We start from the raw sequence: 21,498 nt of genomic DNA, 5'->3' as shown, positions 1-21,498 counted from the left end.
CAGGCGCACTGCCGGGTAGGGGCAATTAGCTCACGGTGCTACCCCACCTGGAGAATCAGATCCGGACTGCCTCGAGTTCGTTGCTGATCCGGCGCTGGAGTTCACCGAGGCCAACGGTCTCGGAGCCGCCATGTGCCCGCAGGAAAAGCAGGGATTCCAGGCGCAGCAGCCGCCATTCCCGCTCGGCCTCATGGTTGGAGTTGTCAATGGAGCGGAAAATCTCTTTGTCGTACAGGTTGGGTTCGTTGAGGGAACGCTGGCGGACTTTTGCGTTCATCCGGGACTTGAACGGGTCCGTCTCCTGGGTCTCCGGCGAACGCAGCAGCTTTTCATACACCCCGGCGCGCGCCTCCTGCCCGTCCTGGTGGCAGATGTAGCTGGACAGCGCCAGCGACGCCTCGACGGAGGCCCACCTGCCGGGATTGCCGTCGAACGGCAGGACGTTAAGGAGATCCGCAACCGCCAGCGAACCGTCAGGATCCTTGAGCGCGATGAACAGTTCGTGGGCCAGGTCGCTGAGGTCCTTCAGGCAGCTTCCGGACTTGAAATTGATTCCTTTGGCCAGCTTGTCGGCCAGCAGCAGGACACCCACGGAATCCGGGTGGGCCTGGGCGACACCCTCGACCACGGATTCCGGTGTCCCCTGCAGGGCGGGAATCAGTGCGAGCTCTTCCGCTCCGGGCCCGCTCACCGCGGGCGGGATGGCCGGCAGGGGAGGTACGACGACGGCGGGAGCCGCTGGGGCTGAGTCCGCCTCCTCCGCGTGGTTCTCAGGGACCGGTAGCTGGGTGACGGCGTCGGGAGATGCGTCCACAACCTTCACCGTTGAGCCGGCCGCGATGCGGACGGTACCGCCGCCGGAGAGGCTGGCCAAGACGAGGGCGGGGGTACCGAAATCGTCGGACTCAAGCTCTGCCTGCTGGATTTCGGCGGTACGTTCACCATCGGGAAGGAGAAGCTGATCGCCGGTCTTCAGAGATCCAGCCTGCTGTTCGCTGTAGTGCCGGGCGGCTGGGGTTTGGGTCATGGGAGTCCTTAGGTTCTCTTGCGGTCCGCCCAACAGTCTACAAAGGAGGGCGCCGGAAGTCGGGGACGCCGGCTAATCCGAGGGCGTCAGAGGCCCACTCCAGCAAACGCCAGGGCCTGGCGGACCAGCGCACCGCGGCCGCCGCTGAATTCGAGCTGGACATCGGGGCTGAGCACTTCCTCAGGGGTCATCCAGGTCAGCTCCAGCGCATCCTGGCGGGGCTCGCACTCCCCGGTCACCGGGATGACGTAGGCCAATGACACGGCGTGTTGGCGTTCGTCCGTGAAGCCGGTCTGGGAGGGGGCCGGGAAGTATTCCGCCACGGTGAAGGGCACCGGGCTGATGGGCAGCTGCGGGAAGGCCAGCGGCCCCAGGTCCTTTTCCATATGGCGGAGGAGCGCGGCGCGGATGGTCTCGCGGTAGATGACGCGGCCTGATACAAGCGAACGGATCATGGTGCCGTCCTCGTCGGCCTGCAGCAGGGTGCCCACCTCGTTCACGAAACCCAGCGGATCCAGCCTGACCGGAACAGCTTCCACATAAACCATGGGGAGCCTCCCGCGTGCCTCAAAGAGGTCCTCTTCAGAAAGCCAGCCGGGATTCGGGTCAGGTGTGCGAAGGTTCATGGTTAAGTTCTACCCCATCGGACGGCTGGCGGCCGGTTGAGGCGTGGGATCCCGGCCCTAAGCGTCGTCCGAAGCGCTGAAATCCCGCCACACGATTCAGCGCTTCGTGATCCAGAGCGTGGAAGGTATGTGCGGGCCGGTGGCGCCATCGGCGGCGTCCGGATTGGCGACGTGAAGCGTGCGTCCGAAGGCCTCCTCCGTCAGGAGCACCTCCAGCCCGGCGGCGGCGAGGCGGTCCTGAAGGGCATCGAGGTCGCCGTCGTACTCAAACCCCAGGCCGGACCGGGGCGGGCCGGAAGCGGGTCGCACCATCAGTACGCCGCCGTTCTTGGCCATGAAGTCGGCCGTTTCATCGGCATCCGGGGAGGGACGGAAGCGGCCGCCGATGTCCCGCAGCGACTGGGCGGCGTCGGCTGCATCCTCCGTGAACCACACCCCCACGACGGCGAGGGCCGGGTCGGCGTCCGGAGAGGTCGCCCAGGTGCCGTCCTTCGCGCGGGTGGCCGGATCTGCCAGGAAGCTGAAGCCGTCCTTCCCCGTGATCCGGCAGGACATTCCGTGGTCCGCCTGGATCAGCTCGGCCGGGGTGGTGCCCGTGTCCTCGGAGGCAAAATTGGTCCGTCGGGCGAACTCTTCCAGATCGCCTACCTCTACGCCGAAGACTGTGGTGCCGTCGTCGGGGGCGCCTGCCTGTGCGATGTGAAGGCCGAGCCGCCCCGCCCCGGCGTCGAACTCCCGCCAGGAGCCGGCATCCGCGGTCTTGACCATGCCCAGGGCCGTGAGCAGCGACTCCCAGGGTTCCGGCCTGGAGGTGAAGTGTATGGGGCGGACACGCAGCATGGGTTCCTCCTCGAATCCGGGACATCGCAGCTACGGCCATCATGCCACGACTCGGATCGGCCGGCACCGGGCAGAATAGCCCTATGGCGATTGAACTCGAGGAACTGTTGGTGCCCGACGCCCAGGCCTGGCGGGCCTGGCTTGAGGCAAACCATGCAGACAGCCCGGGCGTGTGGCTGGTGCTTCATAAGAAGGGCGGCGACGTTACGGAACTGGACTACGAGGCGGCGCTGCTGGAGGCGCTCTGCTTCGGCTGGATCGACGGCCAGGCCAGGAAACGGGACGCCGGAAGCTCCTTTCAGCGCATGACGCCCCGCCGCCCCAGGAGCCCGTGGTCAAAGCGGAACGTGGCTCGGATTGCCCGGTTGGAGGAAGCCGGGAAGATGACCGCCGCCGGCAGGGCCGCCGTCGACAGTGCCAAGGCGGACGGCCGCTGGGAGGCGGCCTATGCAGGGCAGGCGACGGCGGAGGTTCCCGCAGACCTGGCCGAGGCCATAGCTGCCGTCCCCGCGGCGCAGGAGATGTTCGATGTCCTCACCTCCGTGAACCGGTACGCCCTGGTCTACCGGACGAATGCGGTGAAAAGAGCGGCCACCAGGGAACGGAAGATTGCCGGCTTTGTGGAGATGCTGGCCCGCGGCGAGACCCCGTACCCGCAGCAGAAGAAGGCGGCCCGTGGCCAATAGGCTTCGCGGTGAGGTTAACTGGCACGCGACGGAGGCCTTCGCTCGCTCTGCGGAGCGGCCACCAGGTCACTCGTCCAGCGGAAATGCCACGGCTTCGCCCACCACACGCAGGCAGAGTTCCATTCCGGGCCGCGCGATGGACGCGTTCCAGTGCCGGATGGTGATGATTTCGCCGCCGCCGGGGTAGCGGTGGTCGGTTCTTGCGAGCTCAGGGGGTATGGCCAGTTTGAGTCGTACTGTGGTTTCCGGACCGAAGTAGTCCGTGTCCACCACCACGCCGCGGATGGGGCCGTCCTCGGCGATGCGGATCTGTTCGGGCCGCAGCATCAGCTGCACCCGGCCTTGGGCGGGCGGCCGGCGGACCGGAATGCCGCCAAGCGAGCAGGTGGCCAGTGAGCCTTCCATCCAGGCATCCAGGATGACGGCGTCACCCAGGAACTCCGCGGTGGCACGGTCCGCCGGGCGGGTGTACACCACAAAGGGGTTGCCTATCTGGGCCAGCCTGCCGCCGCGCATCACCGCCACCTGGTCCGCGAAGGACAAGGCCTCCGCTTGGTCGTGGGTCACCAGGATGGTGGTGACTCCTGCCTTGTTCAGGACGTTGGCCACGGCCCGCCGGGTGGCGACGCGGAGCCCGGCATCCAGGGCCGAGAACGGTTCATCCAGCAGCATCAGTTCCGGTTCGCGTGCCAACGCCCGGGCCAGCGCCACCCGTTGCTGCTGGCCGCCGGAAAGCTGGTGTGGACGCCTCTTGGCCATCGCCGGGTCCAGGGACACCATCTCCAGCAGCTCAGTGATCCGGCCAGCAACCCCGCGCCGGCCGCCCGGAAGTTTGGCACTGTCCAGCCCGAAGGCAACATTCTGGCCCACCGTGAGGTGCGGGAAAAGTGCGCCGTCCTGGGCAACATATCCCACGTGACGTTTGTGCGCGGGCAGCCAGACGCCGTCGCCCGCCACCTTGGTGTCATTGAGCGCAATGCTGCCGGTGGCCGGATGCTCAAAACCCGCGATCAGCCGCAGGAGAGTGGTCTTGCCGGAGCCGGAGGGTCCCACAATGGCGGTGGTCCCGCCCTTGGCCACTGACAGATTGACCCCCTTCAGGACGGCCTGGGACCCGAAGTTCTTGGTGACATCAATGATTTGCAGGTGGCTGTTGGTGGAGGGAGCCACGGAGGCGGCGATCCGAGGTTCCGGAAGCCTTGAGGGAGCATCACGCGAAGTGTAGGAATCGGTCACTGTCCGGCCACTTTCTTGGACTGCTGGAAGAGGAGATAGGTCATGGGTGCGGAGAGCAGGATCATCAGCAGCGCATAAGGCGCGGCGCCGGAGTAGTCGATCTCGCTGCTCTTGCTCCAGAATTCGGTGGCGAGGGTGCGCGTGCCGTTGGGGGACAGCAGCAGTGTGGCGGTGAGCTCGTTGGTGATGGCCAGGAAGACCAGGGCCGCACCGCCGGCTGCCGCGGGAGCACTGAGGCGGAGCGTGACCCGGATAAACGACAGCAGCGGCGGTTTGCCCAGGGACTGGGCTGCCTCGTCCAGTTCCTTGGGTGCCTGTGCCAGGCCGGCGCGGAGGTTCACCAAGGCGCGCGGCAGGAACAGCAGGACGTAGGCTGCCACCAGCACTCCGGCAGTCTGGTACACGCCGGGGACCAGACGGATGCTTACGGTTACAAATGCCAGGCCCACCACGATGCCCGGCAGGGAGCTGGTGATGTAGTTGGAGAGTTCCAGGGATTTGCTGAACCAGCTGGGGTGCCGGACGGCAAGGTAGGCCATGGGGAACGCGACGGCGGTGGTTACCAGAGCACCTGCCAGCCCGTAGCCAAGGGTCTGCAGGAGTGCCGGCAGGAACTCATCCGCCGCCCAGACGCCGGTGCCGCCGGCCACGATCCAGCGCAGGACAAAGAACAGCGGGAGCCCGAAGGCCAGGGCGGTGAGCGTCAGCAGGAAAAGCTGGGCAGGAACCTGGTATGCGTGCAGCGGCAGACGCAGGGCCTTGGCCTGGGCGCCGGATCCCACCCGCGCGTACCGGGCGGAGCCGCGGCCGCGGGCTTCCAGGAGCAGCAGGATCAGGCAGAAGAACACCAGCACGCTGGCCAGCATGTTGCCGGCGGTGCCGTTGAAGGTGGACTGGAACTGGACCATGATCGCGGTGGTGAAGGTATCAAAGCGGATCATGGCAAAGGCGCCGTATTCGGCGAGCAGGTGCAGGGCCACCAGCAGCGCCCCGCCGGTGATGGCAAGGCGGAGCTGCGGGAGCACCACACGGAAGAAGACACGCCAGGCGCCGAGTCCCAGCGCGGACGCGGACTGTTCGATGGCCGGATCAAGCCGGCTGAGCGTGGCGGCCGCCGGGATATAGACCAGTGGGAAGTAGGACAGTGTGGCGATCAGGACTCCCGACCCCAGCCCCTCAAGGGACGGGACGGCCGATACCCAGGCATAGCTGTTCACAAAGGCCGGAATGGCCAGGGGCGCTGCGAGGAGCACCGCCCAGATCCGGTGCGCACGCAGCGTGGTCCGCTCCACCAGCCAGGCTCCGCCCACGCCGAGGATGAGGCACAGCGGAACGGTGAAGAGAATCAGCAGCACGGTGTTGAGCAGCAGCTCACCGACGCGGGGCCGGAAGATCAGTTCGACGGCGGTGTCCCACCCGGTTGCGGCGGTCATGTAGACCACGTAGCCGAGCGGGATCAGGGAGAACAGTGCGATCAGCACTGCCAGGACGGACACCACGGAAACGCCGAAAGGCGGGCGGGGGCTGTTGCCCCGGCCCGCCGTCGTCGTGCTCCCCCTGGTGGGGGGAGCCGATAGATCAGTGGTCACGAATTACAGGAGTCCTGCCTTGGTCATCAGCTCGGTGACCTTTTCCGAGTTCAGCTTGGCAGCATCCACGGTGGGGGCCTGCAGTTCCACCAGCGGAACCAGCTTGTCGTTGGCCGGAACGTCAGACGCTATGGCGTACTCGAAAGAGGTGCCGTTCTTCAGCACTTCCTGGCCCTTCTTCCCCGTGACGAACTTCAGGAATGCCTGGGCATCCTCAGCGTTTTTGGAAGTCTTGAGTACGCCGCCGCCGGATACCGAGACAAACGCGCCCGGGTCCTGGTTCTTGAAGTAGTAGGGCGTGACGTTCTTGGAGTTCTCGCCGGTCTTGACCTGGTCGCCGTAGTAGTAGTAGTGGTAGATCAGTGCGGCATCAACTTCGCCGGCGTTGACTGCCTTCATGGCGGTGCTGTTGCCCTTGTAGGCCTTGAAGTTTTCCTTCATGCCGTTGAGCCATTCCTCGGTTGCAGCCTCACCCTTGAGCTCAAGCAGGGCGGAGACGATGGCCTGGAAATCGGCACCGGACGGTGAAGCTGCCCACTTGCCCTTCCACTCGGGGTTGGCCAGGTCCAGCATGGACTTGGGCAGCTGGTCCTCCGTCAGCTTGGCCTTGTCATAGACCAGAACCGTTGAGCGGGCGGCGATGCCCGTCCATTTCCCCGTGGAGGGACGGTATTCTGCCGGAACCTGCTCGATGGTTGCCTTGTCCACGTCAGCGAACAGTCCGGCAGTCTCCACCTGCGTCATTGCGGGGGAGTTTTCCGTGAGGAAAACGTCGGCCGGGGATGCCGCGCCTTCCTGGATGATCTGGTTGGACAGCTCGGTGTCCGAACCCTGACGCATGGTCACCTTGATGCCGGTCTCCGCCGTGAAGGCCTCGATCCATTCCTTGGTGAGGCTTTCGTGCTGGGCGTTGTACACCGTAATCCCGCCCGAGCCAGCGTCGCTGGCTGAAGCGGAGGAGGTGCCGGTGGCTGCCGGGGTGGTGCTGCCGCCACAGGCGGTCAGTCCAAGTGCTGCGGCGGCGGCGAGTGCGATGCCGGCCAGAGCGTTGGTGCGGATCTTCATTAGGGGCTGCTTTCTGGGGAAAAGTCTGGTGGACCGGGATCCTGGTGAGCCGGGGATCAGGGCTGCTCACTGTGGAAACTGTAGGTTAGCCAAACCTAAGCAGCCAAGCAGATACGCGCATAAGTGATCAGGATCACATCAATTACGGAACTGTTGCGTGACTTAATTCCTTTTGGCCGGTTGCCGGATGGCCGCGGCCGCCTCCAGGACCATCCAGGCCTGCAGTTGGGTGGAAAGTTCGACGGCGGCTCCTGGCGGATAGGAGACGCCCGCGGACGTCTGGGGATGGACGGAAAAGAGCAGCTTCCCACGGTGGGCGGCCAGGGGTTCGGTTGCGGTAATGTGCCGCCGGCCAGCCCAGAATGCATCCGCCGTGTCCAGGACTAGCCGTTCGGCAGTGGCCCTGACGTTCTCCGGGAGCCGGAGGTCAACTGCGGCGAGTGCCAGGTACCGGCACAGAATCCCGGTGAAGAGTCCGCCGTCGCCCGTTCCGTCGCAACGCAGGACACTGCGTTCGGTTGTGCCCTGGCTGGGATGCGGGCTGGCCAGGTTCCGGGCGACCGCCTGCACCACTGTGGCGGCGCGGGCCAGGTTGGCCTCGCCGCCGAGCTCCAGCAGGGCGCCCAGCACGGGACCCTGGTTGTAGGTGTAGATGCCGCGTTCCACCGTGACGTCGCCCGCGGTGCTGATCCGCAGGCCGTCCAGGTAAAGGCCCTGGGAGGGATCGAAAAGTTTGGCGTCCAGCCAGTCCAGCAGGGCCTGGGCCTTGGCTGGGTGGCCGGTCCGGGAGTAGTAGAGCGCCACTGGGGCCGTGGCGGGAGTGTTTTTGAAGTCCCGTTTTTTGCTCCAGAAGGTCCCGCCGCCCAGATCGTCCGTGGTGGCGGAGTCGAACTGCAGGGTCAGGGTTCTGTGGACACGGGCATTGCGGCGTCGGCCGGGCATTCGCGTCTCCTCGGCCAGTTTTTCCAGCCGCAGCGTGGACAGCGCCAGCCAGGCCATGTCGTCGTAGTAGCTGTTGACGAAGGTGAAGAAGTTGCGGAGCCGGATGCCTGTGACCAGACGGGACGCGAGCCGTCCGGCACTGGGGCGGCCGGCGCCGTCGAATCTTCCCGCAGGAGTGGCCCCGTTCCCCAGCTCCCGGTTTCCGGCGTCCACCAGGCAGTCCACATAATGTGCCTGCCACCAGTAGTGCCACGGGCGGATGAGGTTCTTCACGCGGCCAGACGGCCGCACGATGGCGCCGATGTGCGTGCCTGGCAGGAAGAACAGCCGCTGACCGAAGATCGCGGTAACCGAGCGGGCCGCCTCGTTGGCCCGGGCAGCCCAGTCGGCCGGGGATGGGTCGCCGTCCTGCGGGATCATGCTTTCCAGCCTAGTGGCCACCGGGGGCGGGCGCCGGATTCTCCCGGCTGTGGGGCCAGGTGGTGCGGCCCGCCGCCATTTCAGTTAACATTCACTAACCAATGTTCCGCGCGGGGTTGGCATCGCAGGGGCTCGCATCAAGGAGGATGTATGGACATCAAGGGTACCGTCGCGCTGATTACGGGCGGGGCCTCCGGGCTGGGAGCCGCCACCGCCAGGCGCCTGTTCGACGCCGGAGCTTCCGTGGTGCTGATCGATCTTCCGTCCTCCGCCGGTGCGGCATTTGCCGACGAGCTGAACGGGCTGCCGGCAGGTGCCGCCACTGTCCCCGGCGCCACTGTCCCCGGCACCACTGTCCCCGGCGCGGACGATCCCGGCCGCACGGGCCCGACCGCCGTCTTTGCCCCCGCGGACGTCACCGACGACGCCGAGGTGCAGGCCGCCGTCGACACCGCCGCCGCCCTGGGACCGCTGCGGATCGTGGTGAACTGCGCCGGAATCGGGACCCCCGGCAAGGTGCTGGGACGCGACGGGGTGCTGCCGCTGGACACGTTCAACAGGGTGATCCAGGTGAACCTGATCGGGACGTTCAACGTGCTGCGTCTCGCTGCCGCGGCCATGGTGTCCACGGAACCGGCCAGCACCGACCTGGGCGGGCCGGAGCGGGGCGTGATCATCAATACGGCGTCCGTGGCGGCCTTCGACGGGCAGATCGGGCAGCCCGCCTATGCCGCATCCAAGGGTGCCGTCGCCGCCATGACCCTGCCGCTGGCCCGGGAGTTGGCGCGCTCGCTGGTCCGGGTGGTGACCATCGCGCCGGGCAGTTTCAAAACCCCCATGATGGCAGGCCTGCCGCAGGAGGTCCAGGATTCGCTGGGCCAGCAGGTACCGCACCCGTCCCGGCTTGGCAGGCCCGCCGAGTTCGCCAACCTGGTGGCCCACATTGTGGAGAACGCCATGCTTAACGGGGAAACCATTCGGCTGGACGGCGCCCTCAGAATGGGTCCCAAATGAACCTGGCGCCCGTGCCTGCCTCCGGTCCGGCTGTCCGGGACCTGCCCACCGCGGACTTCTTCGACTTCGAATCTATGCTCAGCGCGAAGGAACGGATCAAGCTCGCCGAGTTGCGGGACTTCCTGGCCACGGAGATCGCCCCGTACGCCTCGGAGTGGTGGAACAAGGCGGAGTTTCCCGCGCACATCCTCCCCAAGCTCGCCGGCCTGAAGCTGAGCACTCCGGCCCAGCGCGGTTATACGCACCTTTTCGCGGGACTGGTCATCGCCGAGATGACACGCGTGGACACCTCGATCGCCACGTTCTTCCTGGTCCACCACGACTTGTTTGTGGAGTCCCTTTACGCCTTCGGTTCGGAGGAGCAGAAGGAACGGCTGCTCGAGGACGCGTCGGACCTGCGCATCACCGGCGCCTTCGCCCTCACCGAACCCGGCCACGGCTCCGACGTTGCCGGCGGCATGGAGACACGGGCGCGGCGGATCTCAGGGCTGACGGGGGAGGCCGACGACGGCGGCGACTGCTGGGTGCTGAACGGCGCCAAGCGGTGGATCGGCAATGGGACGTTCTGCGACTACATGCTGGTATGGGCGCGGGATGAGCAGGACGGTGCCGTCCGCGCGTTCATCGTTGATGCTTCGTTGCCGGGGGTGAGCCGGCGCCGGATCGAGAACAAGATCGCCCTGCGGACCGTCCAGAACGCAGACATTGAGTTCCAGGAGGTGCGTGTCGCCGAGGCCGACCGTTTCGCCGGCATCGGCAGTTTTGACGACACCAACCAGCTCCTGCGCGGATCGCGGATCATGGTGGCCTGGCAGGCGGTAGGGCAGCAGCTGGCGGCCTTCGACGTCGCCCGGCAATACGCCGTCGAACGCCAGCAGTTCGGGCGGCCGCTGGCGAAGTTCCAGCTCATCCAGCAGCAGCTGGTGACCATGCTGGGCAATGCCGTGGCGAGCATGGGCATGATGGCCCGGCTCGCCCAGCTGCAGGAGTCAGGCGAGGCCGACATGCCGCAGGTTGCCCTGGCCAAGTCCTACATCAGCGCCCGGATGCGCGAGACCGTATCCATGGGCAGGTCCATCCTTGGCGGCAACGGGATCGTGACCGACTACCGGATGGCCAAGATCTTCGCCGACGCCGAGGCCATCTTCACGTACGAGGGTTCGTTCGAGATCAACACCCTGATCGTTGGCCGTGCCGTCACCGGGGTCTCCGCCATTGTGTGACCCGCCCCCCTGCGCGGGCGGGACTTGTGGCCCCCGTCCTCCGGCGCGAACTGGCAGCTGATGCCCTCAAAACGACGGTTTGGGGGTATTAGGCGCCAGTTCGCGCCCAGTCAGTGGGCGAGGCCGGGCTGCATTTCCCCGGCTTCGATTCTCGCGTCAAGGCTGTTGTTCTTCACCGGCATGGGGCAGGTCCCGTACGGGGTGAACGCGCTGGGGTAGTTGATGGCGCGGTTGAAGTCCAGGATGACCGTGGCCTTGCCGGACGCGTCGACGCGTGGCCTGGCGGTGGACACTTTGCGCCACTCATCAGTCGTATCTCCGTTGGTTTCATCGTGGAACGTGATGGTCAGCGCACCGAGCTTTTCCTCCTCGGCATGCAGCCGCAGTTCATGCACGATGCCCGGGAGTCGAAAGACCACCTCGCCCACGGAGTAGTGCACGCCGTCCACCAGCGGGTTGGCTGTCCCGATCGGCACGGGCACGGGCTCGGGGTACGCCTCAAAACCGGCCTCGATGACGAGGTCCGGGTTGTAGTGGAACGTGGGCACTCCGTCGAACTCAGTGAAGACGGGTGAGCTGGCATCCCGTGTGCGGATGGCATACCGGCCCGCGCGCATGGCCAGCTCCACCACCACCTGCCTGCCGTCGGCGCCGCCAAACTGCACCCACATCAGGGATTCCTCATCAAAGAGGGTTGCCGTGATGGTCCCATCCACGGGTTCCCCGGTCTCCACGAACGTCAGCCCGTCCTGCGCCGCAGCGGTGAGTGCCGCCGTCGTGCCGTCCGTTGACCACAGGCCCGGGGCACGTTCGACGCCGGATGGCTGGGCATCCAGCCATTCGAAGGATGTGAGGGTCAGCCAGCCGTGGTCCGCCGCGAGGGCTTTGTTGCGGTGGGTGCGGAAGCGCTGCCAGCGTTCCAGCTGGGCAGCTGCGGGTGTGCTCACGGTTCCTCCTGGGCGGTTGTGGTGCCCAATTAACAACCTTGGGCGGACGACGTTCATTCCACCACGCGGGGGCGTCGGCCGGCAGTGGCACTTGTCATCCCGCTCGCTCGGAGTAACGTCGGAGGCGGGCGGGTGACCTGCTTCAACCCGCCAGCTGAGCCCCGCCAGCTGAAAACGGAGGAGCATATGAAAATCGCAGTCCTTGGCACGGGCACCGTCGGCAGGACCCTGGCGGGCGCCCTGTCCGGACTGGGCCACATTGTGGTCCTAGGCACGCGCGATCCGCAGGCTACGTTTGCGCGAAGCGGCCCAGGCTCCATGGGCAAACCGCCGTTCAGCGAATGGCACGCCGGGAACCAGCACATCCCCCTGGAGACGTTCGCGGATGCTGCCGCTGCCGGGGACCTCGTGGTCAACGCTACAGAGGGCGCGAAGACGCTCGCCGCCCTTAGCTCAGCCGGATCCGCGAACCTGGCCGGCAAAGTGCTGATGGACGTGTCCAACGCGCTCGATTTTTCCCAAGGCATGCCGCCGGTGCTGAACCCGGTTAACACAGAAAGCCTGGGTGAGAGAATCCAGCAGTCGTTCCAGGATGCCCGCGTGGTCAAGACGCTCAACACCATGAACGCGGGGCTGATGGTTGATCCCGGCCGGCTTGCCGGAGGGGACCACTCGGTGTTCGTGTCCGGGGATGACGCCGAGGCGAAGAAGGCAGTAAGTGAGCTCCTTCAGGCCTTGGGGCACCGCGACATCATTGACCTCGGCGACATCACCACTGCCCGCGGTGCGGAGATGATGTTGCCCGTCTGGCTGCGCCTCTACGGTGTGCTGGGAACGCTGGACTTCAACTTCAAGATCGTTCGCTGATGTGCGCCCGGGCAGAAGTCGCATCGTCACACTACCTGACGGATTCCCCGGCGACGGCCCCCTGCGGGTAGCATCTTTAGCTAGTAACGCGGCTCACAGTATCCAGCGCAGTGTACGAGCCAAGTCCGAACCCTCGAAAGATAGTTTCCATGGCTGACACTGCAATAAATTCCGGAACCGACCTCGCCTCCGAGCTGAGGGCTGATGTCCGGCGCGTCTCCACCCTGCTGGGTGAATCCTTGGTGCGCCAGCACGGGCCGGAGCTCCTGGACCTGGTGGAGCAGGTTCGCCTCCTCACCAAGGAATCCAAGGAAGCGGCCAAAGGGGGCGCCCACGCCACTGGTCCGTGGAGCGCGCACGACGTCGTCGCCCAGGTCCGCGAGCTGCTGGGCTCCCTGCCCATCGAGCAGGCAACGGACCTGGTCCGCGCCTTTGCGTTCTACTTCCACCTGGCCAACGCGGCGGAGCAGGTCCACCGGGTCCGGAGCCTGCGTACCCGCCAGGAGAAGGACGGCTGGCTGGCCAAGGCCGTGGCCGATATCGCGGGACAGGCGGGGCCCGTGGTGCTCCAGGAAGTGGTCAACCGGCTGGACGTCCGCCCCATCTTCACCGCCCACCCCACCGAAGCCTCCAGACGTTCTGTCCTGGACAAGATCCGCAAGCTCTCCGATGTGCTGGCCCAGCCCACGCAGGAAGGCACCACCGCACGTCGCCGGCAGGACCGCCAGCTCTCCGAAATCATCGACCAGATGTGGCAGACCGACGAACTCCGCCAGGTCCGTCCCACCCCGGTGGACGAAGCCCGCAACGCCATCTACTACCTGGGCAGCATCCTCACCGACGCCATGCCCGAGATGCTCACGGAACTGTCCGAGCTGCTGGGCGAACACGGCGTGAGCCTGGCATCCAAGAACGCCCCCATCCGGTTCGGTTCCTGGATCGGCGGGGACCGGGACGGCAACCCCAACGTCACCGCGGCCGTCACCCGCGAAATCCTGCAGATCCAGAACCAGCACGCGGTACGGATCAGCATCGGCATGATCGACGAACTGATCTCGGTCCTGTCCAACTCCACCTCGCTGGCCGGCGCGGACCAGGAACTGCTGGACTCGATCGACGCCGACCTGAAGATGCTGCCCGGCCTGGACCGCCGGGTCCTGGAGCTCAACGCGCAGGAGCCCTACCGCCTCAAGCTGACCTGCATCAAGGCCAAGCTGATCAACACCGGCAAACGCGTGGCCTCGGATTCCTCGCACGAGCACGGCCGCGACTACAACGCCACCGACGAACTCCTGGCCGACCTGGAACTGCTGGAACTGTCCCTCCGGAACCACTCGGCGTCGCTCGTTGCCGATGGCGCCCTGGCACGTGTCCGCCGTGCCGTGGCCTCCTTCGGCCTGCACCTGGCCACCATGGACATCCGCGAACACGCCGACCACCACCATGAGGCCGTCGGCCAGCTCATGGACCGGCTGGGTGGTCCCGGCGTTCTGTACGCGGAGCTGAGCCGCGAGGAGCGCCTTGAAGTGCTGGGGTCGGAGCTCGCCTCGCGCCGCCCGCTGTCCGGGCATCCGATTAAGCTCGACGGCGTTGCCGATGCCACGTACGACGTCTTCCGCGAGATCCGCCGCGCCCTGCGCACCTACGGCCCCGACGTCATCGAGACCTACATCATTTCCATGACGCGTGGCGCAGACGACGTCCTGGCGGCAGCAGTCCTGGCCCGCGAAGCCGGGCTGGTGAACCTGTTCGGCGATTCCCAGTACGCCAAGATCGGGTTTGCGCCGCTGCTGGAGACCGTGGAGGAGCTGCGGGCGTCGGCGGAAATTGTGGACCGGCTGCTGTCCGATCCGTCCTACCGCGAGCTGGTGCGGCTGCGCGGCGACGTCCAGGAAGTCATGCTGGGCTACTCGGACTCCAACAAGGAATCCGGCGTGATGACTAGCCAGTGGGAGATCCACAAGACCCAGCGGAAACTGCGTGATGTGGCGGCCAAGCACGGTGTCCGGGTGCGGCTGTTCCACGGCCGCGGGGGTTCCGTGGGCCGCGGCGGCGGACCCACCTATGACGCCATCATGGCCCAGCCCAACGGTGTGCTGGAAGGTGAAATCAAGTTCACCGAACAGGGCGAGGTCATCTCGGACAAGTATTCGCTGCCGGAGCTGGCCCGCGAAAACCTCGAGCTTTCCCTGGCTGCCGTGCTCCAGGGATCGGCCCTGCACCGCAGCCCGCGTACCTCGGAGGACCAGCGTGAGCGGTACGGGCACGTCATGGAGACCATTTCCGACGGAGCGTTTGACCGGTACCGCAAGCTGATCGATGATCCGGACCTGCCGGCGTACTTCCTGGCATCCACCCCGGTGGAGCAGCTGGGATCGCTGAACATCGGTTCACGGCCGTCTAAACGCCCCGACTCGGGCGCAGGCCTGGGCGGGCTGCGGGCCATCCCCTGGGTGTTCGGCTGGACCCAGTCCCGGCAGATCGTGCCCGGCTGGTACGGCGTGGGCTCGGGCCTGAAGGCTGCCCGCGAGGCCGGGCACTCCGCCCAGCTGGTGGAGATGATGCAGAACTGGCATTTCTTCCGTTCGGTCCTCTCCAACGTGGAAATGACCCTCGCCAAAACCGACCTGGACATTGCGGGGTACTACGTGGCCACCCTCGTGCCGGAGGAGCTTCACCACATTTTCCGCGACATCCGCGAGGAATATGAGCTCACCGTCACCGAGATCCAGAACCTCACCGGTGAAAACCTGCTCCTGGATGCCCAGCCCACCCTCAAGCGCTCCCTCGAAATCCGTGACCAGTACCTGGATCCCATCAGCTACCTGCAGGTGGAGCTCCTGCGCCGAGTGCGGGCTCAGGCAGCTGAGGACGAAGGTGTAAGCGGGTCCGAAATCGACGAACGGCTCCAGCGCGCCATGCTGATCACCATCAACGGGGTGGCCGCCGGCCTGCGCAACACCGGGTGACGCTCTCTCACTTTCCGCCCGTTTTTCCCAAACCCTCTCTCACCGAGTGAGAGAAGGTTGGGGAAAAACGGCAGGAAGTGAGAGAGGGTTCGGGTTTTTCCGGCAGGAAGTGAGAGAGCGTTTGAAGTCTTCGGGGGCCGGCTAGCTAGGGTGGTTTGCATGCCTTCGTTCCAGACACGCCTGAAGATCACCGGATTGAAGCCCGGCAACCTGCCCGAATCCGTGATGGCTGCCGCCGTGGAGGCACTGGAAACGCGTCACCACGTGGAGTCCAACCAGCTGCAGCTCGCGGGCGGAGTTCCGCAACTGAACCTCCGGTTCCTCGTTGAGCCCACCGAATACAGCGGTGAGAACCAGCAGGCGCACGAATCGGCAGCCATGATGCGCGACGCCGTCGAACGCGTTGCGCTGACCGGTTCACTGATGCTGCTGCGACGCAACCGCGGCCGCTGGACGCCGGTCTAGTTCCGGCCCAGGAGGAAGTTCAGGCCGGTCCGCCGGGTTCGTCCACGGGCGATCGGGTGCCGCGCTTGCGCGTCACAATAATTCCGACGACGACGCCGATCACCAGGCCCAGCGCCACACCGATCAGGGAACTGGCCCAGAACGGGAGTTTGGTGGCGGACCCTGTGAAGTAGCCCAGGCCTACCAGCCAGCTGGCCCACAGCAATGCGCCCAGGCCGGCGCAGAGGCTGAAACCGCGGACCGAAACGTCCGCGATCCCCGCCCCGGCGCAAGTCGCCAGCCGGCCACCCGGGATGAAACGGGCGCCGATGATAGTCCCGTACGTGGAGGAGCGTCCGGCCTTGGCGATGGCGTGGTGGATCCCGCTGTGGACTTTGCGGCCCCAGTTCCAGCGGTCCAGGACATGGCTGAGCCGGCGCTTGAAGAGCTGGAACACCACCATGTCGCCGATCCAGGAGGCCGCCGCGGACAAAGTGGCCACCAAAAACACGTTGGCCCGGCCGTCGGCGGAGAGCGCCCCGCCGGTGATCACCACCATTTCGGATGGGATGGGCGGGAAGATGGCGTCGCCGAGCACCACGGGGATGATCCAAAAATAGATCGCCGTCCCCCAGCTGTCAGCATTGCCAAAGTCCATGGCCACAAAGTACCGCACTTCCGGCCGGCACGCGGGGGCGCCGGGCCGGGGCCACGGGGCGCAAAGCGGGTCGGCGGGCGGGGGCGCCGGGCAGTTCGGCAGGCGGGTTGGCGGGCGGTTCGTCTACGGACGATCCCTGTGGTCGTCGCAGGCATTCGGGATATTCCAGCAACGTCCTGTCATCCAGAGGCTCCCGGTGGGAAACTGGCGGCATGCGGATCCGCATTCTCCAAGGCGACATCACCACCCGTCCAGTGGACGCGATCGTGAACGCGGCCAACTCCACCTTGCTGGGCGGCGGTGGAGTGGACGGTGCCATCCACCGCGCCGCGGGACCTGAACTGCTGGCGGCCTGCCAGGAGCTCCGGGCCACGGACTTGCCGCACGGGCTGCCGGTGGGTGCCGCCGTGGCCACGCCTGGCTTCCGGCTCGCGGCGCGCTGGGTCATCCACACGGTAGGGCCGAACCGTCATGCCGGGCAGACCAACCGGGCACTGCTGGTTTCCTGCTTCAGCGAAAGCCTTCGGGTGGCCGATTCGGTGGCTGCAGGTTCCGTCGCCTTCCCCGCCGTGGGCGGTGGCGTCTACGGGTGGGGCGGTCGGCAGGTGGCTGAAGCAGCCTTCGACGCCGTGAACGGCTTTACTGCCTCGCATCCGGACAACGGGCTGGAGCTGGTGGAGTTTGTCCTGTTCAGCCGGGAGCTGGAGGACGCGTTCAACGCCGAATGGGAGCGGCCTCGCTGAGTTCCAGCCGGCTGCGGTACTCCACCGGCTTTCCGGAGATCGGGTCGACAAAACGGATGCCCCGAGCCAGGAGCTGCAGCGGCTTGGTGTAGTCGTCCGGAGCCTTGTCCAGCAGGTCAGGATAAAACGCATCGTTCACAATGCCCAGGCCCAGGGAGGCCATGTGCACCCGCAGCTGATGCGTCTTCCCCGAGTGCGGCTCAAGCCGGTACAGCGCGCGCCGCGCACTGCCGGGGGCGCCGGCGGAAGCGCCGCCGTCGAACGTTTCCAGCCGTTCGATCCTGGTCTCCGCGTTCGGCTCGCCCTCAATGACCTCGGCCAGCAGGTAGCTGCGGGACTTGGTCATCCGGTTCCGCACCACCACGGGAAAGTCGACGGCGGGATACCCGGCGGCGGGCTCCGCGGCGGAAACGCACTCGTATTCCTTCTGCACCTGGCGTTTCTCGAAGAGCACCTGGTACTTGCCGCGCGTTTCGGGGTTGGTGGACAGCAGCAGGATCCCAGCGGTCATACGGTCCAGGCGGTGCATGGGGATCAGGTCCGGCAGGGCCAGCTGGTTCCGCAGGCGCACCAGGGCCGATTCCTGGATGTATGTGCCGCCGGGGGTGGTGGGCAGGAAGTGCGGCTTGTCCACCACCAGGAGGTGCTCATCCTGGTGCAGGATGTTCAGCTCCACCGGAATCCGCGGCTCGGCCGGGAGACTGCGGTAGTACCAGATGAAGGTGTGGTCTTCGAGCCTTGTGGCCCGGTCAAGCGGTGCGCCGCCCTCACCGACGATCTCGCCGGCGTCGAACCTGTCCTCGATGCCCTGCGGATCGATATGGCCCCACCGGTGCATCATGTAGTCCATCGCTGTGGTCCACGGCCCCTCGTCCGGCAGGCGCAGGCGGGTGGCGTTAACGCCGTCGCGCACGGGGAGGGGGGATTGCATCACCGGTCCATTCTACTTTGCCGGTCCGGCGCCGTGGCCGCCGCCCGGCAAGGGAACCGTCGAGGACCTGGAGCTCGACGGCGTGGGGCGGCTTGCCGGGGAAGTGGACTTCTCCAACGAGCACTTCCTGGGCCTCCGGACGTCGAATGCGCTCTACCGGTTCTTCGGCCGCAACTCATTCGGAGCTCCGGTTGGTATAACAGTGCACGACTTCAGCGGCAGCGGTGACCCTGATGCAACGGCTAAAGCCTGGGGCGGGTTCCTCGGGAAGGTCTACGCGTAACCCGGCTCAGGAGACGCAAATTACCGGTCGACTCGCAAACTACCTGGCGCGGTGGAAATTTCGCCCGCGCCAGGTATTTTGCGCGTCGCGGGGTGAATCGGCGCGTCGGGAAAATCCGCGCGGCCGCTCGTGGATTCAGCGTCGTCAGGCGGCCCAGCCGCGGGCGAGGGCGTCGAGGGCTGCGCCGTAAGCGGTGGCCCAGTCTGCGTCCGGCGGCCCCACCTGTGCCAGTTCCAGGCTCACCAGGCCGTGGACCTGGCCCCAGATTGCGACGGCGACCATTTCCACGGGTGCCGGCAGCAGAATTCCTGCGGACTGGGCGGAAGCGACTGCATCCATGAGGGGCTCCATGGCATCGGCGGCAGCCTCTGGACTGGGCTGGCAATCGACGTAAGCGGCCAGCGCGCCACCGAACATCAGCCTGTAAAGCGCCCGGTGCTCCAGCGCCCAGGCCCGGTAGGCAACGCCCAGTTCCCGAAGCCCGCCTGGGGAGGCGGCCACCTGTGAGTCATGGAATGACCGGAACCCGTCGTCCACGACGGCGGTCAGGAGTTGGGATTTTCCGCCGAACAGCGAATAGACGGCCGTGGTGGAGGTGCGGGCAGCTGCTGCCACATCCCGCAGTGTCACCCGCCCGGGACCGTCGCGGTCTACCAGGTCGGCGGTGACAGCCAACAGCTCCTGCCTCAGGGAATCGGTGTGCACTACAGGTCTTGCCATGGAGTCCATTGTTTCATAACCTTGTTTCGTAACAATGTTATGAAACAGGGTTGTGAAACAAAGAACGCAAGGAGTTCCGATGGCGCAGAAAGTATTTCCGGGCCGCTATACCGCTGACCCGGAACGTGAATCCGTAACGGTCTTCCTGATCGGAATGAGGGCAAACCGGTGGTGGAAGGTCGCAACTGTCGGCAAGGTGGCGGCCGCCATGCCCCGGATGCTCCAGCATCTGGCCGCGGACCCGGCGGCGGGAATGCTCGGCTACGAGCAGTGGTTCGGTCGCACCACCATGCTGCTCAGCTATTGGGAGAGTCCGGAGCACTTGCGGAAGTTCGCCGCGGACCGGGAGTCCCCTCATCTGGCACCCTGGCGCCGATTTATGAAGGAACTCGCCGGGACCGGAGATGCCGGGGTCTGGCACGAGACGTACCAGGTGCCTGCCCGGGGGATCGAGGTGGTCTACAACGGGATGCCACTCTTTGGCCTGGCCAAGGCCACGGTGCATGTCCCCGTGGGCCCCGGAAGCAATACCGCAAAGCAGCGCATGGGCCGGACCGCGGGGACGGCCCCTGCCGGGCGGCCGTCCGAGGACGGTTAGCCGGCGAGCAGGGTGGCAGGGCACTGCGTGGGGGCGGCGGCGCGGCTGGACCGGATGGAAGGCGACCTGTCAGGCGATGGCTACGGCCGGCGCGTTCTTGAGTGTCCGGCGGAGCTGCGGGGCGGCGTCGAGCCTGTCCTGGGCTGACCGCAGAGCCAGCACTGCTGTTTCCAGGTGCTCGGGTGGCAGCGTGAACGGGACGCGGAGGTAGCGTTCAAAGGCTCCACCGATTCCGAAGCGCGGTCCTGCAGCCAGCCTGATGCCGAAATCCGGGGCGATCACGGTGAGGGCCGTGCTGACCGGGGCCGGCAGCCTGCACCAGACGGACAGTCCGCCGGCAGGCAGGGGCGTTTCCCACTCGGGCAGGTGGCCGGCCAGAAGCTCAAGCAGGGCTCCGCGGTTGTCCCGTAGGGCGGCGAGCCGTGCCGGCAGCGGCTCGTCCAGGGCACGGACCAGGTGCGCCGCTGCCAGTTGATCCATGACCGGGCCGCCCAGGTCCAGGGATGTCCGTGCCGCAGCGAAGCGCTGGATAAGGGGTTCGGCGGCACGGATCCAGCCCGTACGGAGCCCGCCCCAATGGGACTTGCTGAGCGAGCCGATGGTGACCACGGCAGGACTGAATGCAGCGACGTGAGAGGTGGCGGCGCCGTCGAGGTTCAATTCCCGGAGCGTCTCGTCCACCACCAGCACCGTTCCGGCGGCCCCAGCGGCGCGGACCAGCTGGCGGCGCAGGGCATTGGGCATCAGCTGCCCTGTGGGGTTGTGGAAGTCCGGCACCACATATGCGATCTTGGGCCGCTGCTGGAGCAACGCGGACTGCAGTGCGGCCATGTCCCACACGGGGACTTGGCCATGGGTGGCGTCATGGCCGGCTGCCGCAAATGCCACCGGAACCGGCCGACAGCCCGCCACCCGGATGGCGTCCAGCGCGTTGGGGTAGCTGGGATGCTCCACCAGCACCCGGTCCTGGCGGGCAGCCAGGGCACGGATCACGATGTTGAGCGCATGTTGGGCGCCCGAGGTCACCAGGACCTGCGCGGCGGTAGTAGGAACACCGGCCGAACTGTAGCGCTCCGCAATAGCCTCGCGCAGGGGCAGCAGGCCGATGGCGTCGTACCCGAACCCGGGCAGCAGTGCCGGGAGCTCGGTCAGGGCTGCGGCGAACGCACGGTGCACCACCTCCCCGCTGGCTGGAAGCGACGCGTACGCGAGGTCTATCAGTCCCTCCGGTGCGGCCAGTCCAGGTGCTGCCAGCCCGGGTGCTGCCAGCCCGGGTGCGGCGAGCCCAGGGGCTGCGAGCCCAGGGGCTGGGCGGTCTCCGGCTGAGAGGCTGGCGTTTACCGGACCCGTGGACGCGGAACCGGTAAGCACAGAAGCGCCCAGCGCGGTCAAACGGGGGATCCGGGTGCGCCCCCTGCTGCCCTGGCCGCTGCTGAGAAACCCTCCCTCGCGCAGGTGGGCATAGGCTGCCGTCACGGTGGTCCGGCTGACGCCGAGCGCCTCGGACAACGCCCGCTCGCTGGGCAGTGCCGTGTCCAGCGGCACCCTGCCGTCCAGGACCAGGAGACGCACGACGTCGGCCAGCTCGCGGTAGGCGGGTGCGGCACCGAGGTGCCACGTGCCCAGGAGACGGGCCAGTGCCGAGGGGTTCAGAGAGCCGGACATGCAGC

General features: G+C 66.5%; 20 protein-coding genes and 1 pseudogene. 9 read left to right on the top strand and 12 right to left on the bottom strand.

All coding sequences use genetic code 11. The features are described from left to right. Positions 1-55: 55 nt before the first annotated feature. From QFZ30_RS17390 to QFZ30_RS17380, 3 genes are all read right to left on the bottom strand, one after another. A complete protein-coding gene (locus QFZ30_RS17390) occupies positions 56-1,027 on the bottom strand; it encodes a DUF6707 family protein (RefSeq protein WP_307078333.1) in 972 nt (323 codons plus the stop codon). An 86-nt stretch (positions 1,028-1,113) separates the two neighbouring features. After that, complete coding sequence (locus QFZ30_RS17385) at positions 1,114-1,653, bottom strand: NUDIX hydrolase family protein (protein ID WP_307078332.1); 540 nt, start codon at positions 1,651-1,653, stop codon at positions 1,114-1,116. Positions 1,654-1,749: 96 nt separating this feature from the next. Then, the gene (locus tag QFZ30_RS17380) at positions 1,750-2,493 is read right to left on the bottom strand and encodes a VOC family protein (RefSeq protein ID WP_307078330.1); all 744 of its coding nucleotides are present in this window, start codon (positions 2,491-2,493) and stop codon (positions 1,750-1,752) included. A gap of 83 nt (positions 2,494-2,576) precedes the next feature. On the opposite strand from QFZ30_RS17380, the gene QFZ30_RS17375 reads away from it, so the two are divergent. Then, positions 2,577-3,179 carry a YdeI/OmpD-associated family protein gene (locus tag QFZ30_RS17375; protein WP_307078328.1) on the top strand — a complete coding sequence of 201 codons (603 nt, stop codon included), beginning with the start codon at positions 2,577-2,579 and terminating at the stop codon, positions 3,177-3,179. Positions 3,180-3,245: 66 nt separating this feature from the next. On the opposite strand, the gene QFZ30_RS17370 is transcribed toward QFZ30_RS17375, so the two are convergent. The 4 genes from QFZ30_RS17370 to QFZ30_RS17355 all read right to left on the bottom strand — a co-directional run bounded on the left by QFZ30_RS17370 (position 3,246) and on the right by QFZ30_RS17355 (position 8,431). After that, positions 3,246-4,415, bottom strand: coding sequence for an ABC transporter ATP-binding protein (locus QFZ30_RS17370; protein WP_307078326.1), 1,170 nt, complete (start codon positions 4,413-4,415; stop codon positions 3,246-3,248). Then, a complete protein-coding gene (locus QFZ30_RS17365) occupies positions 4,412-6,004 on the bottom strand; it encodes an ABC transporter permease (RefSeq protein ID WP_307078324.1) in 1,593 nt (530 codons plus the stop codon). Before QFZ30_RS17365 ends, QFZ30_RS17370 begins: the two co-directional genes overlap by 4 nt. A 3-nt stretch (positions 6,005-6,007) precedes the next feature. Further along, positions 6,008-7,069: an iron ABC transporter substrate-binding protein gene (locus tag QFZ30_RS17360; protein WP_307078322.1), complete on the bottom strand. Its 1,062-nt coding sequence runs from the start codon at positions 7,067-7,069 to the stop codon at positions 6,008-6,010. 162 nt (positions 7,070-7,231) lie between these two features. Next, complete coding sequence (locus QFZ30_RS17355; protein WP_307078320.1) at positions 7,232-8,431, bottom strand: glycoside hydrolase family 76 protein; 1,200 nt, start codon at positions 8,429-8,431, stop codon at positions 7,232-7,234. Between the two features lie 150 nt (positions 8,432-8,581). On the opposite strand from QFZ30_RS17355, the gene QFZ30_RS17350 reads away from it, so the two are divergent. Both QFZ30_RS17350 and QFZ30_RS17345 read left to right on the top strand, forming a co-directional pair. Continuing rightward, positions 8,582-9,445 (top strand): SDR family NAD(P)-dependent oxidoreductase, encoded by an 864-nt coding sequence (locus QFZ30_RS17350; RefSeq protein ID WP_307078318.1) that lies wholly within the window; start codon positions 8,582-8,584, stop codon positions 9,443-9,445. Then, positions 9,442-10,668 carry an acyl-CoA dehydrogenase family protein gene (locus QFZ30_RS17345; RefSeq protein WP_307078316.1) on the top strand — a complete coding sequence of 409 codons (1,227 nt, stop codon included), beginning with the start codon at positions 9,442-9,444 and terminating at the stop codon, positions 10,666-10,668. Before QFZ30_RS17350 ends, QFZ30_RS17345 begins: the two co-directional genes overlap by 4 nt. Positions 10,669-10,778: 110 nt before the next feature. Here the strand turns inward: QFZ30_RS17345 and QFZ30_RS17340 are convergent, their stop codons facing one another. Further along, positions 10,779-11,615 carry a DUF1684 domain-containing protein gene (locus tag QFZ30_RS17340; protein WP_307078314.1) on the bottom strand — a complete coding sequence of 279 codons (837 nt, stop codon included), beginning with the start codon at positions 11,613-11,615 and terminating at the stop codon, positions 10,779-10,781. A 186-nt stretch (positions 11,616-11,801) separates the two neighbouring features. Here QFZ30_RS17340 and QFZ30_RS17335 point away from each other — a divergent pair, with 186 nt between their 5' ends. From QFZ30_RS17335 to QFZ30_RS17325, 3 genes are all read left to right on the top strand, one after another. Next, the gene (locus QFZ30_RS17335; protein WP_307078312.1) at positions 11,802-12,482 is read left to right on the top strand and encodes an NADPH-dependent F420 reductase; all 681 of its coding nucleotides are present in this window, start codon (positions 11,802-11,804) and stop codon (positions 12,480-12,482) included. Positions 12,483-12,631: 149 nt separating this feature from the next. Further along, positions 12,632-15,451 (top strand): phosphoenolpyruvate carboxylase, encoded by a 2,820-nt coding sequence (ppc, locus tag QFZ30_RS17330; RefSeq protein ID WP_307078310.1) that lies wholly within the window; start codon positions 12,632-12,634, stop codon positions 15,449-15,451. Positions 15,452-15,610: 159 nt separating this feature from the next. Next, complete coding sequence (locus QFZ30_RS17325; RefSeq protein WP_307078308.1) at positions 15,611-15,916, top strand: hypothetical protein; 306 nt, start codon at positions 15,611-15,613, stop codon at positions 15,914-15,916. Between the two features lie 19 nt (positions 15,917-15,935). On the opposite strand, the gene QFZ30_RS17320 is transcribed toward QFZ30_RS17325, so the two are convergent. Further along, on the bottom strand, positions 15,936-16,553 hold the full coding sequence (locus tag QFZ30_RS17320) for a DedA family protein (RefSeq protein WP_307078306.1): 618 nt from the start codon (positions 16,551-16,553) through the stop codon (positions 15,936-15,938). Between the two features lie 212 nt (positions 16,554-16,765). Between QFZ30_RS17320 and QFZ30_RS17315 the strand changes: the two genes are divergently transcribed. After that, entirely contained in the window at positions 16,766-17,296 is a 531-nt protein-coding gene (locus tag QFZ30_RS17315) for an O-acetyl-ADP-ribose deacetylase (protein WP_307078304.1), read from the top strand. Here QFZ30_RS17315 and QFZ30_RS17310 read toward each other — a convergent pair. After that, on the bottom strand, positions 17,268-18,227 hold the full coding sequence (locus QFZ30_RS17310) for an RluA family pseudouridine synthase (RefSeq protein ID WP_307080336.1): 960 nt from the start codon (positions 18,225-18,227) through the stop codon (positions 17,268-17,270). The genes QFZ30_RS17315 and QFZ30_RS17310 overlap by 29 nt on opposite strands. 64 nt (positions 18,228-18,291) lie before the next feature. Between QFZ30_RS17310 and QFZ30_RS17305 the strand changes: the two are divergent. Next, positions 18,292-18,510: pseudogene (locus tag QFZ30_RS17305) on the top strand (SRPBCC domain-containing protein); the annotation flags it as partial. A 144-nt stretch (positions 18,511-18,654) separates the two neighbouring features. Here the strand turns inward: QFZ30_RS17305 and QFZ30_RS17300 are convergent. Then, positions 18,655-19,230: a TetR-like C-terminal domain-containing protein gene (locus QFZ30_RS17300; RefSeq protein WP_307078303.1), complete on the bottom strand. Its 576-nt coding sequence runs from the start codon at positions 19,228-19,230 to the stop codon at positions 18,655-18,657. A gap of 79 nt (positions 19,231-19,309) precedes the next feature. On the opposite strand from QFZ30_RS17300, the gene QFZ30_RS17295 reads away from it, so the two are divergent. Continuing rightward, the gene (locus QFZ30_RS17295; protein WP_307078301.1) at positions 19,310-19,828 is read left to right on the top strand and encodes a DUF4188 domain-containing protein; all 519 of its coding nucleotides are present in this window, start codon (positions 19,310-19,312) and stop codon (positions 19,826-19,828) included. Positions 19,829-19,897: 69 nt separating this feature from the next. On the opposite strand, the gene yczR is transcribed toward QFZ30_RS17295, so the two are convergent. Continuing rightward, the gene (gene yczR / locus QFZ30_RS17290) at positions 19,898-21,493 is read right to left on the bottom strand and encodes a MocR-like transcription factor YczR (RefSeq protein ID WP_307078299.1); all 1,596 of its coding nucleotides are present in this window, start codon (positions 21,491-21,493) and stop codon (positions 19,898-19,900) included. Positions 21,494-21,498 lie beyond the last annotated feature (5 nt).

The organism is Arthrobacter pascens, assembly GCF_030815585.1.
Classification (GTDB): Bacteria; Actinomycetota; Actinomycetes; order Actinomycetales; family Micrococcaceae; genus Arthrobacter; species Arthrobacter pascens_A.
Note: the sequence above shows the minus strand (reverse complement) of the source record. Positions and strands in the feature narration are given on the sequence as shown.

Coding starts and splice junctions, on each gene's coding strand:
- QFZ30_RS17325 (WP_307078308.1), top strand. CDS start 15,611: ATGCCTTCGTTCCAGACACGCCTGAAGATCACCGGATTGAAGCCCGGC.
- QFZ30_RS17320 (WP_307078306.1), bottom strand. CDS start 16,553: ATGGACTTTGGCAATGCTGACAGCTGGGGGACGGCGATCTATTTTTGG.
- QFZ30_RS17350 (WP_307078318.1), top strand. CDS start 8,582: ATGGACATCAAGGGTACCGTCGCGCTGATTACGGGCGGGGCCTCCGGG.
- QFZ30_RS17385 (WP_307078332.1), bottom strand. CDS start 1,653: ATGAACCTTCGCACACCTGACCCGAATCCCGGCTGGCTTTCTGAAGAG.
- yczR (WP_307078299.1), bottom strand. CDS start 21,493: ATGTCCGGCTCTCTGAACCCCTCGGCACTGGCCCGTCTCCTGGGCACG.
- QFZ30_RS17355 (WP_307078320.1), bottom strand. CDS start 8,431: ATGATCCCGCAGGACGGCGACCCATCCCCGGCCGACTGGGCTGCCCGG.
- QFZ30_RS17380 (WP_307078330.1), bottom strand. CDS start 2,493: ATGCTGCGTGTCCGCCCCATACACTTCACCTCCAGGCCGGAACCCTGG.
- QFZ30_RS17360 (WP_307078322.1), bottom strand. CDS start 7,069: ATGAAGATCCGCACCAACGCTCTGGCCGGCATCGCACTCGCCGCCGCC.
- QFZ30_RS17300 (WP_307078303.1), bottom strand. CDS start 19,230: ATGGCAAGACCTGTAGTGCACACCGATTCCCTGAGGCAGGAGCTGTTG.
- QFZ30_RS17375 (WP_307078328.1), top strand. CDS start 2,577: ATGGCGATTGAACTCGAGGAACTGTTGGTGCCCGACGCCCAGGCCTGG.
- QFZ30_RS17310 (WP_307080336.1), bottom strand. CDS start 18,227: ATGCAATCCCCCCTCCCCGTGCGCGACGGCGTTAACGCCACCCGCCTG.
- QFZ30_RS17335 (WP_307078312.1), top strand. CDS start 11,802: ATGAAAATCGCAGTCCTTGGCACGGGCACCGTCGGCAGGACCCTGGCG.
- QFZ30_RS17390 (WP_307078333.1), bottom strand. CDS start 1,027: ATGACCCAAACCCCAGCCGCCCGGCACTACAGCGAACAGCAGGCTGGA.
- ppc (WP_307078310.1), top strand. CDS start 12,632: ATGGCTGACACTGCAATAAATTCCGGAACCGACCTCGCCTCCGAGCTG.
- QFZ30_RS17315 (WP_307078304.1), top strand. CDS start 16,766: ATGCGGATCCGCATTCTCCAAGGCGACATCACCACCCGTCCAGTGGAC.
- QFZ30_RS17295 (WP_307078301.1), top strand. CDS start 19,310: ATGGCGCAGAAAGTATTTCCGGGCCGCTATACCGCTGACCCGGAACGT.
- QFZ30_RS17345 (WP_307078316.1), top strand. CDS start 9,442: ATGAACCTGGCGCCCGTGCCTGCCTCCGGTCCGGCTGTCCGGGACCTG.